The 13,062-nt window shown below is 61.0% G+C and carries 13 protein-coding genes; 10 read left to right on the top strand and 3 right to left on the bottom strand.

Annotated features, from left to right (window positions below; genetic code table 11):
• Positions 1–47: 47 nt before the first annotated feature.
• Complete coding sequence (gene trxA / locus ODQ19_RS24020; RefSeq protein WP_019818859.1) at positions 48–920, top strand: thioredoxin; 873 nt, start codon at positions 48–50, stop codon at positions 918–920.
• Between the two features lie 104 nt (positions 921–1,024).
• Here trxA and ODQ19_RS24015 read toward each other — a convergent pair whose 3' ends face one another.
• Positions 1,025–1,369, bottom strand: coding sequence for a hypothetical protein (locus ODQ19_RS24015; RefSeq protein ID WP_330211385.1), 345 nt, complete (start codon positions 1,367–1,369; stop codon positions 1,025–1,027).
• Between the two features lie 131 nt (positions 1,370–1,500).
• Between ODQ19_RS24015 and ODQ19_RS24010 the strand changes: the two genes are divergently transcribed.
• From ODQ19_RS24010 to ODQ19_RS23990, 5 genes are all read left to right on the top strand, one after another.
• Positions 1,501–2,100 (top strand): DUF2796 domain-containing protein, encoded by a 600-nt coding sequence (locus ODQ19_RS24010; RefSeq protein ID WP_116665514.1) that lies wholly within the window; start codon positions 1,501–1,503, stop codon positions 2,098–2,100.
• A gap of 147 nt (positions 2,101–2,247) precedes the next feature.
• On the top strand, positions 2,248–2,958 hold the full coding sequence (locus ODQ19_RS24005) for an ABC transporter ATP-binding protein (RefSeq protein WP_330211384.1): 711 nt from the start codon (positions 2,248–2,250) through the stop codon (positions 2,956–2,958).
• A gap of 1 nt (position 2,959) precedes the next feature.
• Positions 2,960–4,225, top strand: coding sequence for an ABC transporter permease (locus ODQ19_RS24000; protein WP_186527200.1), 1,266 nt, complete (start codon positions 2,960–2,962; stop codon positions 4,223–4,225).
• An 11-nt stretch (positions 4,226–4,236) separates the two neighbouring features.
• On the top strand, positions 4,237–4,758 hold the full coding sequence (locus ODQ19_RS23995; protein ID WP_330211383.1) for a DUF3299 domain-containing protein: 522 nt from the start codon (positions 4,237–4,239) through the stop codon (positions 4,756–4,758).
• A gap of 139 nt (positions 4,759–4,897) precedes the next feature.
• Entirely contained in the window at positions 4,898–5,596 is a 699-nt protein-coding gene (locus ODQ19_RS23990) for an OmpW/AlkL family protein (protein WP_014720136.1), read from the top strand.
• Positions 5,597–5,760: 164 nt separating this feature from the next.
• Here ODQ19_RS23990 and ODQ19_RS23985 read toward each other — a convergent pair whose 3' ends face one another.
• Together ODQ19_RS23985 and ODQ19_RS23980 are read right to left on the bottom strand one after the other, a co-directional pair.
• Positions 5,761–6,645: a sugar nucleotide-binding protein gene (locus tag ODQ19_RS23985; RefSeq protein ID WP_054896955.1), complete on the bottom strand. Its 885-nt coding sequence runs from the start codon at positions 6,643–6,645 to the stop codon at positions 5,761–5,763.
• Between the two features lie 112 nt (positions 6,646–6,757).
• Positions 6,758–8,839: a mechanosensitive ion channel family protein gene (locus tag ODQ19_RS23980; RefSeq protein ID WP_330211382.1), complete on the bottom strand. Its 2,082-nt coding sequence runs from the start codon at positions 8,837–8,839 to the stop codon at positions 6,758–6,760.
• A gap of 199 nt (positions 8,840–9,038) precedes the next feature.
• Between ODQ19_RS23980 and ODQ19_RS23975 the strand changes: the two genes are divergently transcribed.
• The 4 genes from ODQ19_RS23975 to ODQ19_RS23960 are packed head-to-tail and all read left to right on the top strand — an operon-like array spanning position 9,039 to position 12,952.
• Positions 9,039–9,965 (top strand): DUF72 domain-containing protein, encoded by a 927-nt coding sequence (locus tag ODQ19_RS23975; protein ID WP_330211381.1) that lies wholly within the window; start codon positions 9,039–9,041, stop codon positions 9,963–9,965.
• Positions 9,962–10,738, top strand: coding sequence for an endonuclease/exonuclease/phosphatase family protein (locus tag ODQ19_RS23970; RefSeq protein WP_032895083.1), 777 nt, complete (start codon positions 9,962–9,964; stop codon positions 10,736–10,738). The genes ODQ19_RS23975 and ODQ19_RS23970 overlap by 4 nt, the downstream gene beginning before the upstream one ends.
• Positions 10,735–11,997, top strand: a complete 1,263-nt coding sequence (gene clsB, locus ODQ19_RS23965) for a cardiolipin synthase ClsB (RefSeq protein ID WP_330211380.1) — start codon at positions 10,735–10,737, stop codon at positions 11,995–11,997. The genes ODQ19_RS23970 and clsB overlap by 4 nt, the downstream gene beginning before the upstream one ends.
• The gene (locus ODQ19_RS23960; RefSeq protein ID WP_330211379.1) at positions 11,987–12,952 is read left to right on the top strand and encodes a lysylphosphatidylglycerol synthase domain-containing protein; all 966 of its coding nucleotides are present in this window, start codon (positions 11,987–11,989) and stop codon (positions 12,950–12,952) included. The genes clsB and ODQ19_RS23960 overlap by 11 nt, the downstream gene beginning before the upstream one ends.
• Positions 12,953–13,062: the final 110 nt, after the last annotated feature.

Here is a 13,062-nt window from a genome sequence, read left to right as displayed (position 1 = left end):
GCCAGCCCTTATAGTTGCCCCCATTCCCGCTTTATTCGAGACGCCCCATGAGTGAGCCCACGCCGTACATCTTCGACGTCACCACCGCCAACTTCGATCAGGCCGTTATCCAGAACTCCTTCGAAAAGCCTGTATTGGTCGATTTCTGGGCCGAATGGTGCGCCCCCTGCAAAGCACTGATGCCAATGCTGGCGAAGATTGCCGAGAGTTATCAGGGTGAGTTGCTGCTGGCCAAGATCGACTGCGAAGCCGAACAGGACATCGTGGCGCGTTTTGGTATTCAAAGCCTGCCGACGGTGGTGCTGTTCAAGGATGGCCAACCGGTGGACGGTTTTGCCGGTGCACAGCCGGAGTCGGCGGTACGGGCGATGCTTGAGCCCCACGTGCAGATGCCGCCACCGGCTGCGGCGGACCCGTTGGAGCAAGCTCAGGCGCTGTTCAGCGAAGGGCGTATCAGCGAGGCCGAAGCGCTGCTGGTGCAGTTGTTGGGCGAGGACAATACCAACGCCGCAGCCTTGATTCTGTATGCACGTTGCCTGGCCGAGCGCGGTGAGCTGGGTGAAGCCCAGGCCGTGCTCGACGCGGTCAAGAGCGACGACCACAAGGCCGCCCTGGCCGGGGCCAAGGCGCAAATCACCTTCCTGCGCCAGGCTGCGGACTTGCCGGACGCCGCCGAGCTGAAAAGCCGCCTGGCGCAAAACCCCCAGGACGACGAAGCTGCCTATCAGTTGGCGATCCAGCAACTGGCGCGCCAGCAATACGACGCGGCGCTGGAAGGTTTGCTCAAGTTGTTTATCCGCAACCGCAGCTACAGCGAAGGCCTGCCCCACAAGACCTTGCTGCAGGTGTTCGAATTGCTGGGCAATGATCACCCGCTGGTCACGGTGTACCGCCGCAAGTTGTTTGCCGCACTGTACTAACCCAACCCTGGTAGGAGCGAGCTTGCTCGCGAAAAACCCAAAGGCACCGCGTTAATTCAGGATGCCCGCATTATCGTTGACGTTTTTCGCGAGCGAGCTCGCTCCTACAAAGGGCCAACCCATGTGTAGAGCGGTGTGTCGCCGCCGCTGGCCACCTTCACGCTCGCGCTGTGGCGCAGACGCACCAGCAGGCGCTTGCCCGCCCCGGCATCGCCAGCCAAGCCTTCGAGTTGATCGAGCAATTCCAGGCCATTGAGTTGCCCGGCCTTGCGCAGCAAATCCTGGGCGTTCTGCCACAGGTCCTCGTTCTGTTTGACCGGCGCCGCAGCCGGTGCGCTGGGCGTTGGGGCGGCCTGCAGTTGGGCGCCCAATCGCGCCCAATCGCCGTCGTCCAGCTCCAGGGTCAAGTCCACCGGCAGGTCGCCGATGGTTCCACGAATTCGCAACATCGTCCTTACTCCTGCATTTTTTCTGACGGGCATGCTCCCATGCAGCTTGCGCAACACCAAGCGGGCGGTCAAACTCTCGGCTCAATTGTTATAAGATCACATAACAAAACTTTCATCCTGGAGCCCCTCTCATGCGCCGTTTGCTGCTTGCTTTGCCGTTTGCCCTGCTGCCACTGGCTGTCGCTCATGCCCATGAAGACCATGACCACGAACACGGCAGCCTCGGCGCCCATGAACATGGCGTCGGGCGCCTGAACGCCGTGCTGGACGGCCAGGCCCTGGAGCTGGAACTGGACAGCCCGGCCATGAACCTGGTGGGTTTCGAACATGCCGCCACCAGCGACGCTGACAAAGCCAAGGTCGCCGCCGTGCGCAAACAGCTGGAAAATCCATCGGCGCTGTTCAACCTGCCCAAGGCCGCAGGTTGCGTGGTCAGCAGCCAGGAACTCAACAGCCCGTTGTTCGGTGACAAACCAGAAGCCGAGCATGACGACGATGACCACGCCACCGACGGCAAAGGCGCCGCCGCCCACAAGCATGATCACGACCACAGTGAAATCCACGCCCATTACCAGTTCACCTGCGCCACGCCGGCGGCCCTGGGCAACCTAGACTTGAGCCAAGTGTTCAAGACCTTCCCCGCCACCAAGAAAATTCAGGTACAACTGATCGGCCCGAGCGGTCAGCAAGGTGTTGACGCGACGGCCACCGCCGCCACCCTGAAGTTCTGACTTGAAAGCACAGTCCATGTGGGAGCTGGCTTGCCTGCGATACAGGCGACGCGGTGAGCAGGCACACCGTAGCGATGCCATCGCAGGCAAGCCAGCTCCCACAATGGATCGGCGCCATTTTCGACTACCAGGCGACACTGACTTCCCATGACTCAAGCGTTAATCGAACTGTCCGACCTGGGCTTCCACTGGCCCGGTCACCCGCAGTTGCTGGACATCCCCGAGTTCCGCCTGGAACCCGGGGAAACCCTGTTTCTCAAGGGCCCGAGCGGCAGTGGCAAGACCACTTTGCTCGGGCTGTTGGGAGGCGTGCAGAAACCCAGCCACGGCAGCATCCGCCTGCTCGGCCAGGAGTTGACCGAACTCTCGGCCGGCGCTCGTGACCGTTTCCGTGTGGACCACACCGGCTATATCTTCCAGCAGTTCAACTTGCTGCCGTTTCTGTCGGTACGCGAAAACGTCGAACTGCCTTGCCACTTTTCCAAGCTGCGCGCGCAACGGGCCAAACAGCGCCACGGCAGTGTCGACCAGGCCGCCGCGACCTTGCTCGCGCACCTGGGTTTGAAGGACCCGAGCCTGCTGGAACGCCGTGCCGATTCGCTGTCCATCGGCCAGCAACAACGGGTGGCCGCTGCCCGAGCGCTGATCGGCCAGCCAGAACTGGTGATCGCCGACGAACCCACCTCGGCCCTGGACTACGACGCCCGCGAAGCCTTCCTGCAGTTGCTGTTCGCAGAATGCCGCGAAGCGGGCGCCAGCCTGTTGTTTGTCAGCCATGACCAGAGCCTGGCGTCGCTGTTCGACCGCAACCTGTCGCTGGCCGAACTCAATCGCGCCGCCATGCCCGCAGAGGTTTGAGATGTATCTGTTCCGTCTAGCCATGGCCAGCCTGGCTAACCGCCGCTTCACCGCGATCCTCACCGCGTTTGCCATCGCGCTTTCCGTCTGCTTGCTGCTCGCGGTGGAGCGTGTGCGCGTTGAGGCGCGCAACAGTTTCGCCAGCACCATCAGCGGTACCGACCTGATCGTCGGCGCCCGTTCCGGCTCGGTCAACCTGCTGCTGTATTCGGTGTTCCGCATTGGCAACGCCACCAACAACATCCGTTGGGACAGCTACGAGCACTTCGCCGCCAGCCCTCAAGTGAAATGGGCGATCCCGATCTCCCTCGGCGACTCCCATCGCGGCTACCGGGTGATGGGCACCAACGAATCCTACTTCGAACACTACCAGTACGGGCGCAAGCAAAACCTCGAGCTGGCCAGCGGCCGCGCCTTCGCCACCGACCCGTTCGAAGTGGTGCTCGGCGCCGAAGTGGCCGACGCCCTGCATTACAAACTCGGCGACAAGCTGGTGTTGGCCCATGGCGTGGCAGTGGTCAGCCTGGTCAAGCATGACGACAAACCGTTCACGGTAGTCGGCATTCTCAAGCGCACCGGCACGCCAGTGGACCGCACGTTGCATATCAGCCTCGGCGGCATGGAAGCGATCCATATCGACTGGCACAACGGCGTGCCGGCCCAGGGCAAAGGCCGCATCAGTGCCGACCAGGCGCGCAATATGGACCTGACGCCGCAAGCCATCACTGCGTTCATGCTCGGCCTGAACAACAAGATTTCCACCTTTGCCTTGCAAAGAGAGATCAATGAATTTCGTGGCGAGCCAATGCTGGCGATCCTGCCAGGCGTGGCGTTGCAAGAACTGTGGAGCATGATGGGCACTGCTGAAAAAGCCTTGTTTGTGATCTCGCTGTTCGTGGTGCTGACCGGTTTGATCGGCATGCTCACGGCAATCCTCACCAGCCTTAACGAGCGTCGCCGCGAGATGGCGATCTTGCGGTCGGTGGGCGCGCGGCCTTGGCACATCGCAACGCTGCTGATCTTCGAAGCCTTCGCCCTGGCCTTGTCCGGCGTGGTGGCAGGCCTGGGTTTGCTGTACCTGTGCATCGCCGCCTCGCGCGGTTATTTGCAGGCCAACTACGGCCTGGACCTGCCGATGTCGTGGCCGAGCGAATATGAATGGACGTTGCTCGCCGGTATCCTGGCAGCCGCCCTGTTGATGGGCAGCGTGCCCGCGTGGCGCGCCTACCGCCAATCTTTGGCCGATGGCCTGTCCATCCGTTTATGAGGAAGGCTTCGATGCGTCGTGCCCTGTTTGCCCTGTTGTTGTTGATGGCCGTGCCTGCCTGGGCGGATGAACAGCCCAAGGATTTGTCCTGGCAGGAGATGATCCCGCCGGATGCGCCACCTGAAGTGCCCAATATGAAGCCGCTGCACGACCTGTCGAACATGGCCGATGCCTTGTCCGTCGAAGCCGCGCCCGCAGCCAAGCAGGACATGCCCAACGCGCCGGTGGTACAGAGCCTGGACGGCCAGCACATTCGCCTGCCGGGGTATATCGTGCCCCTGGAAGTCAGCGAAGAAGGTCGCACCACGGAGTTTTTGCTGGTGCCGTATTTCGGCGCCTGCATCCATGTGCCGCCACCGCCGTCGAACCAGATCGTGCATGTGAAAAGCGAGGTGGGGGTGAAGCTCGATGAGCTGTATCAACCGTACTGGGTCGAGGGCGCGATGCAGGTCAAGCCATCGTCCAGCGAATTGGCGGACGCTGGTTACCAGATGGACGCTCAGAAGATTTACATATACGAGCTCGAGGAATAATCCTCACCTGTGAAGCTCCCACAGGTTTAGATCGGTGGGGAAAGAGACTGATCACCCTTTCATTGAGCTGAGTCAAAAGACCGAACGGAACGATCTTTACCATTGGACGTACAACTTTTAAACGTCCTTTGGAGCTCCCATGAACAAGTCTCTGCTCGGCGCGTCCCTCTTCGCGCTCGCCCTCGTCGCCCCTGTCGCCCACGCTCACCAGGCGGGCGATATTCTGGTTCGCGCCGGTGCAATTACCGTGAACCCGAAGGCCGACAGCAGCAGCGTCAAGGTTGACCAGGGCCCATTGGCCGGCACCAATCTGGGCGGCAAGGCGACCATGAGCAGCGACACCCAACTGGGCTTGAACTTCGCCTACATGATCACCGACCACGTCGGCATCGAATTGCTCGCGGCCACGCCGTTCGAGCATGACGTGAAGATAAAGAACACCGCCCTGGGCGCCGCCAACGGCAAGCTCGGCACGCTGAAACACCTGCCGCCGACCTTGAGCGTCGTGTACTACCCGCTGGACCACAAGTCCGCGTTCCAGCCGTATGTGGGCGCTGGTATCAACTACACCTGGATTTATGACGAGCACGTGGGCAGCCGTGCCGAGCAGGCCGGTTTCAGCAACTTCAAGGCCGAAAACTCCTGGGGCTGGGCTGCACAGATCGGCGCCGACTACATGATCAACGACAAGTGGATGATCAACGCCCAGGCGCGCTACATCGACATCAGCACCAAGGCGACTGTGGATAACAACGCGCTGGGCCAGGGCACTCGGGCCAAGGTCAATGTGGATGTAGACCCGATGGTTTACATGGTGGGTATCGGCTACAAGTTCTGAGTCCCGTTTAAGCCACACCGCATAACCCATGTGGGAGGAGGCTTATGTGGGAGCCGGGCTTGCCCGCGATGCAGACACCTCGGTGTATCAGTGATACCCAGGTGATGCTATCGCAGGCAAGCCAGCTCCCACATAAGTCCCCTCCCATTTTTGGTTTGGGGATGTCAGCTATGGCGGTAGAAGCGATCCAGTAGAGCCGGCAAGCCTGCCCGCCATGCCCGTGGTTTGATGCCAAAGGTGTGGAGGATTTTCTTGCAGGCCAACACCGCATGCTGCGGTTCATCCGCCGCATCCGGCCGCGCTGCGTGAGCCTGGGCGGTGGGGGACTCGATGGCCAACGGATGGAAATTACGCGCTTCGGTGAGAATCGCCTGGCCCAGCGCCAACGGCGTAGTCGCCTCGTGGCCGGCGTAGTGGTAGGTGCCCCACAGCGGCGCGGCGCAATCGAGTTGTTTGAGCACCGAGATGATCACCCGCGCCGCATCGTCCACCGGCGTCGGGTTGCCCCGGCGGTCGTCGGCCATCAGTAGCTCGTCGGCGTTCTCGGCCCGGGCCAGGAAGCGCCCGAGCGTGCCGTCGACGCTGTCATCGAGCAGCCAGCCAAACCGCAGCAGCACATGCTGCGGGCACGTGGCGCGCACGCTTTGTTCGATACGCCACAACGCCTGGCCGCGCAGGCCCAGAGGCACCGGCTCGTCTTTCTCGCTGTAGGCGGTGGCGCGAGAGCCATCGAACACACGGTAGCTGGACGGTTGCAACAGGGTGATGCTGTGATGCTGGCACAGCTCGGCCAGGCGTTCGATGGCGAACTCCTGGGCGGCCAGGCGGGTTTCGCTCACGGCTTCGGCCTGGAACCAGTCGAAATAGTAGGCGAGGTTGATCAAGGCATCGGGACGGGTGTCGTCGAGCAATTGGGTGAGGCTTGCGGCATCCCAGCCGTCTTGGGGCGGTTTGGGGGCGAGGAAACCGATGTCTTCCTCCGCACCGAGGCGAATCAGCGCCTGCCCGAGGGCATTCCCGCCGCCCAGTAACATAAGGCGCATTCGCATAGATTGAGCAGGCCCGGTCTGTTTGGAACGATGGTTATTATCGACAGGCGTGTGTGCCCTGTCGTAGGTCATTGCCAGAATCGTTGCATTTTGCGGGCTTGTAGCGCAACCGTCACGGATTAAGTGTCTTGACGTCGGGTTCGACGGCCTCCTGTTTCGGCGCCGTACGCGGTGAGAGTAGCACCTGCTGTGGATAAGTCTGGGCGAAATGCACCGACTCGCAGTTATCCACAAGCTTTTTCAAACGCTGGTTGAACGCGCGGCTGACCGCGTATTGGCCACCCGACACGGTGCGGAACTGTGCGGTGAGCACCACACCATTGAGGTCCATCTTGTCCACCCCGAACACTTCCAACGGCCCTTGCAAGTTGTACTTGAGGAACACATCGTCGCGGATCGACTGGCCGGCCTCGCGGATCAGCTCCACGGCCTTGTCTACGTCGGTGTCGTAGGTGAACTGCACGGAGAAGAACGCGTAGGCGAATTGACGGGACTGGTTAGTGACCGCCTTGATCTGCCCGAACGGCACCGAATGCACAAACCCCTTGCCGTCACGCAGGCGCAGGGTGCGGATGGTCAGGCCCTCGACGGTGCCGGCGTGGCCGGAGTCGAGCACCACCCAGTCGCCGATGGACAGGGTGTCTTCGATAATGATGAACAGGCCGGTAATCACATCCTGCACCAGTTGCTGGGAACCGAAACCAATGGCCAAGCCCACCACTCCGGCGCCCGCCAGTAACGGCGCGACATTGATGCCCAGGTTGGCCATGGTGGTGATCGCGCAAATCACCACCAGGATGATCTTCACCGCATTGCGCAGCAGCGGCAGGATGGTTTTGACCCGGGTGCTGGGCTGGCGACTGGAGCGTTTATTCACAGGTGGCTTGAGGGCTTCTTGGATCGCCGTGTCGAGCACCACCCAGAACAGCCAGGTCACCAACAGGATCAGGCCGATACTGCTGAGGGAATCACTGATGGCCCGGCCGACCGAGTTGCGCTGGGCGAATTCGAACAGCGAAATACCCCAGATACGTCCCAGTATTTCGATAAACGCGATGGCCATGACGATACGCAAAATCGCGTGCAGCAAACTGAGGAAGCGTTCCTTGTAGGCGCTGCTGCGCTGGATCGATACCTGGCTGCGGGACTTGAACAGATGTTGCAGCACGGTGCTGAGAAATACCGTACCGATCAGTAACAAGGTGGTGAGCAGCGCGCAGCGCAGGGCCTCTTGGTTGTCGTCACCGGCGCCAATCAGGTTGACCACCGAAACCAGCACCATCAACAGAATCGGCCAGTACCAGAGCCCGGAAAACACCCGCAGCGACTGTTGCAACGCTGGATGTTTGAGACGCTGGGCCAACGGCCGGTTGCGGATCAAATGGGCCACCGGGCGCCGCAGGCGTACCACCAGTACGCCAAAGATGACTGCGGCAAACAGGCCGGTAAACACGGCGATGCTGCTGGTAATATTGCCGCCCAACTGACGAGCGATTTGCGGGCTGGTCAGCGCATCGCTGAGGGCGGCGAGAAAGCCGATCAGGAATAGAGGCTTGGGGCAATAGTCACGAATGATCCGCACGGCAGGCCGCTTGTGCCCGACGTTGAACATGACAATGACGCACAGCAACAGCGAGGTGGAAAAGATGCCACTGCTGGTGGCGTAGGCAAAACACAGCGCCAGGGCTCGGCCGACAGACGTGGGTAAAAAATGACTGACATAAAGGGTCAGCGGCAGGCAGATCAGCGCTGGAATCGTGTAGGGCACCACATAGCTCAGCAAGCCTTGCAGGCGCCGGCGCCGCGCGAGGAATGGGCGCAGGCTCGACCTTCGCACAATCAAGCGCCCAAGCATCGTCAACACCGCAAAGGCACCGACCCACACCCCGGATAACAGCAGGAAATCGCCCGCCACGCTCCACGGCGAGCGTGCGGCTGTCTGGTCTACCAGGCGCCCTACTTCATCCGCGGCGCGATCAGCACGCAGGCGCCAGGCGTCGATGAGGTTCTGGTCGAGGTCGAGCTTGTTCTGCACGTCGTCGATGCTGGAGCTGATGGCCCCGAGCAACCCGCCCTCCACCAGCAGCTCCGGCTTGGCCGTGTCGGCAGCAGGCGCAGAGGCCGCGGCCTGCAATGCGCCGTTGCCGCAGAGCAGCAACGCGCCGAGCAGTAATGCAGTCTTTAAATTCAGCAAAACAGCGGGCTCCTTCAGCAGGGTCTGTAAGGAACTGACGGGTTTAGGCCTTGATCGTTCCCTGCATGTGCCCTGCATGGTCTATGCCCTCCCGTATTTTCCTACCCTGTACCGCCTGTAGGAATGTGGAAACTTTCAGCCAAATAGCGCAGTCATCCCATAACGGAGGTCACCTCACCCACCATCCACGGGAGCACACATGGCGGCGATTCACATCGGCATTTCCGGCTGGCGCTACACGCCCTGGCGCGGGGATTTCTACCCCGAAGGGCTGACCCAGAAACGCGAGTTGCAGTTTGCGTCACGCGCCGTCAACAGCATCGAAATCAACGGCTCGTTCTACGCGCTGCAAACCCCCAAGCGCTACGCCGAGTGGTATGCCGATACGCCCGAAGGTTTCCTGTTCAGTGTCAAGGCGCCCCGTTTCATCACGCATATCCTGCGCCTGCGGGACGTGCACAAGCCGATGGCGAATTTCTTCGCTTCCGGGGTGCTGGAACTCAAAGAAAAACTCGGCCCCATCCTCTGGCAGTTTCCGCCCAGCTTCAAATTTGACGCCACGCTGTTCGAAACCTTCCTGGCCCAATTACCCACGGACACCCAACAGGCGGCCGCCCTCGCCCGCCAGCATGAGCCACGCCTGAACGGCAAGGCGAGCATGAAGGCCTATGCCAAGAAGCCTTTGCGCCATGCCGTGGAGATTCGCAACATGAGTTTTGCCGTACCGGAGTTCATCCAGATGCTGGATAAACACGGAGTGGCCCTAGTGGTCGCGGACACCGCAGGCAAGTGGCCGTACATGGAAGACGTGACCGCCAACTTCATGTACCTGCGCTTGCACGGCGATAAGCAGTTATACGCCAGCGGTTATAGCGCCGAAGCGCTCCGGCGCTGGGGCGATCGCATCGAGCGCTGGGCCCAGGGCAAGCAGCCTGCGGACGCACATCTCGTCGACCCGCATCACACACCCCGCAGGCGTAAACACCGTGACGTGTTCTGCTTTTTCGACAACGACATCAAAGTTCGCGCCCCCTTCGATGCACGCCAATTGCTGCAACGCTTCGGACTGGACCAACACCTGCTCACCGAGCCTGGTCGACTGCCGGAACCAGGAGTATTGCCATGACGCATCCAGAATTGATCCCCACCCCGCCGACCACCGCCATCACCCGTTTCACGGTGCTGACGGTCAATATCCACAAGGGTTTCACCGCATTGAACCGCCGTTTCATCTTGCCCGAGCTGCGTGAAGCGGTGCGCAGTGTGGGCGCAGACATGGTGTTCTTGCAGGAGATCCATGGCACTCACGAACGCCATCCCCAGCGCTACAGCGACTGGCCGAAAATGCCGCAGTATGAGTTTCTGGCCGACAGCATCTGGCCGCAGTTTGCCTATGGGCGCAATGCGGTTTATCCCCATGGCGACCATGGCAATGCACTGCTGTCCAAATTCCAGATCATCCGCTACGACAACCTCGACATCTCGCAAAGCGGCCATGAAAACCGCGGCCTGCTGCATTGCGTGTTGCGCCTGCCGGGCAGCGGCCAGCAAGTGCACGCGATCTGCATTCACCTGGGCTTGCGCGAGGTGCATCGCCAACAACAATTGCGCTTACTGGAACAACGTATCAGCGAGATTCCGGCCGATGCGCCGTTGGTGGTCGCTGGCGATTTCAATGACTGGCGGCAAAAAGCCGACCTGAGCCAAAGCGGTTTGCAGGAAGTGTTCATGCACACCCTTGGCAAACCGGCGCGCACCTTCCCGGCACGCCTGCCATTGCTGCCGCTGGACCGCATTTATGTGCGTAACTTGACGGTGCACAACCCGCGCGTACTCACCACTCGCCCCTGGTCCCATCTCTCAGACCATGTGCCGCTGTCGGTGGAGGTTGAGTTATGAACGTTGCGGTAGACCATATCGCCACAGACCAACCGCCAGATGACAGCAAGGCGCGGGATCTGGATTACGGCTGGCAGAGCGGCAACCGCGTTGAGTTGCTGGAGAACGGCGAGGCGTACTTTCCCGCTGTGTTCGAGGCTTTGCGGGCGGCAGAGCGCGAGATCCTGCTGGAGACCTTTATCCTCTTTGAAGACAAAGTCGGCTTTGAGCTGCACAGCATCCTCATCGAGGCGGCCAAGCGTGGGGTAAAGGTAGTGGTTAGCCTCGACGGTTTTGGTTGCGGCGAGTTGAGCCCGGGCTTCCTGCGGGAGTTGGCCGAGGCCGGGGTGATGGTGCAGATGTTCGACCCGGCGCCCAAGACCTTCGGCATACGCACTAACTGGTTTCGCCGCCTGCACCGTAAGATCGTCGTGGTGGATGCCCGCGTGGCGTTTATCGGCGGGATCAATTTTTCTGCCGACCACCTGGCGGATTTCGGCCCCGAAGCCAAGCAGGATTACGCCGTGCAGGTGATCGGCCCGGCCGTCGCCGACCTGCACCATTTCGCCCTCGCCCAAAGTGGCCGCCAGGTGCGCAGCCGTCGCGGTTGGCGGCGGCGCCAGCAACGGCCCTCACCCTGGACGAACGAGCCTGGCGACGGACTGGTACGCCTGATCTATCGAGACAACATCCAACATCGTGACGACATTGAAGAGGCGTATATCCACGCCTTGAGCCAGGCCCGGCAGCGGGTGGTGATCGCCAACGCGTACTTCTTCCCCGGCTATCGCTTGCTTCGCGAGATCCGTAACGCGGCACGCCGTGGCGTGCAGGTGCAGTTGATCATGCAGGGCCAGCCCGACGTGCTGTTGGCGAAACTCGCCGCGCGCATGCTCTATGACTATCTGCTCAAGGATGGTGTGGTGATTCACGAATACTGCCAACGCCCGCTGCACGGCAAGGTGGCGTTGGTGGATGACGAATGGAGCACCGTCGGTTCGAGCAACCTGGACCCACTGAGCCTGGCATTGAACCTGGAGGCCAATGTGCTGATTCGCGACCGGGCTTTCAATCAGCAGCTATACGAACGCCTGGAAGCCCTCGCCCACAATCATTGCCAGACCATGCCGGAAAAGCGCAAGCCACGCCTGTGGCTCTGGCGTTTGACCGTGGGTTTCCTGGTGTTTCATGTGATGCGCCATTTCCCGGTACTGGCCAGTTGGTTGCCGGCCCACAAACCGCGCTTGAAGCCTTTTGAGACCACACCCCATGACGTCTGAAGCCCGCCCCCAAGCGCAAGCCTCTGGGTTCAAGCGCTGGAAGAAACCGCTGACGATTGCGTTCTTCGTGCTGCTGATCGTGTTGTTTACCCTGCTCGCCCGGCGCATCGACTGGAGCGAAGTGTTCCAGACCCTGAGCGAGTTCAAGCTGCGCACATTGTTCATCGCCGGCGCGCTGACGCTGTGCAGTTTTATCGTCTACGCCTGTTTCGATTTGATCGGCCGCACCTACATTCGCCAGCCGTTGCGCTGGAAGCAGATATTGCCGGTGGGTTTCATCAGCTACGCGTTCAACCTCAACCTCAGCGCCTGGGTCGGTGGCATCGCCATGCGGTATCGGCTGTATTCGCGCCTGGGCGTGAGCACCAGCAATATCGCCAAGATCCTCGGCCTGAGCCTGGCCACCAATTGGTTCGGCTATATGGCGTTGGCCGGAGTGGTATTCAGCAGCGGGTTGGTGACCCTGCCGCCGGGCTGGAAGCTCAGCAGCGGCGCCTTGCAAGGGGTCGGGGCGTTATTGGTGATCGCGAGCCTGGGCTACCTGGCGGCATGCCGATTTTCGAAAAAGCGCGCGTGGTCGATTCGCGGTATCGAGATCAACTTGCCGTCGCTGCGCATGGCCTGTTTGCAGTTGGCCCTGGGTGCGTTGAACTGGTCGTTGATGGCCGCGGTGATATTTACCTTGCTGCCGGCCAAACTGGATTACCCACTGGTGCTGGGGGTGCTGTTGATCAGCGCGATTGCCGGGGTGGTCACCCATATTCCCGCCGGGTTGGGGGTGTTGGAGGCGGTGTTCATTGCGCTGTTGCAGCATGAGGCGTCCCGGGGGAGTTTGCTGGCCGGGCTGATCGCGTACCGGGCGATTTATTTTATTTGCCCGCTGTTGATTGCACTGGTGATGTATTTGGGGGTGGAGGCCAAGGCCAAGGCGTTGCGGGTGAAGAAGACAGCCTGAGAGAACTGAGTTGATAGTTACATCGCCTTCGCGAGCAAGCCCGCTCCCACAGGTTGGATCGCGTTCCAAATGTGGGAGCGGGCTTGCTCGCGAAGGCGGCAGCCCAGGCA

It is taken from the genome of Pseudomonas sp. AM4(2022) (assembly GCF_036346515.1).
Classification (GTDB): domain Bacteria; phylum Pseudomonadota; class Gammaproteobacteria; order Pseudomonadales; family Pseudomonadaceae; genus Aquipseudomonas; species Aquipseudomonas paracarnis.
The sequence above is the reverse complement of the archived record's forward strand: the minus strand, read 5'-3'. Positions and strand labels throughout refer to the sequence as shown.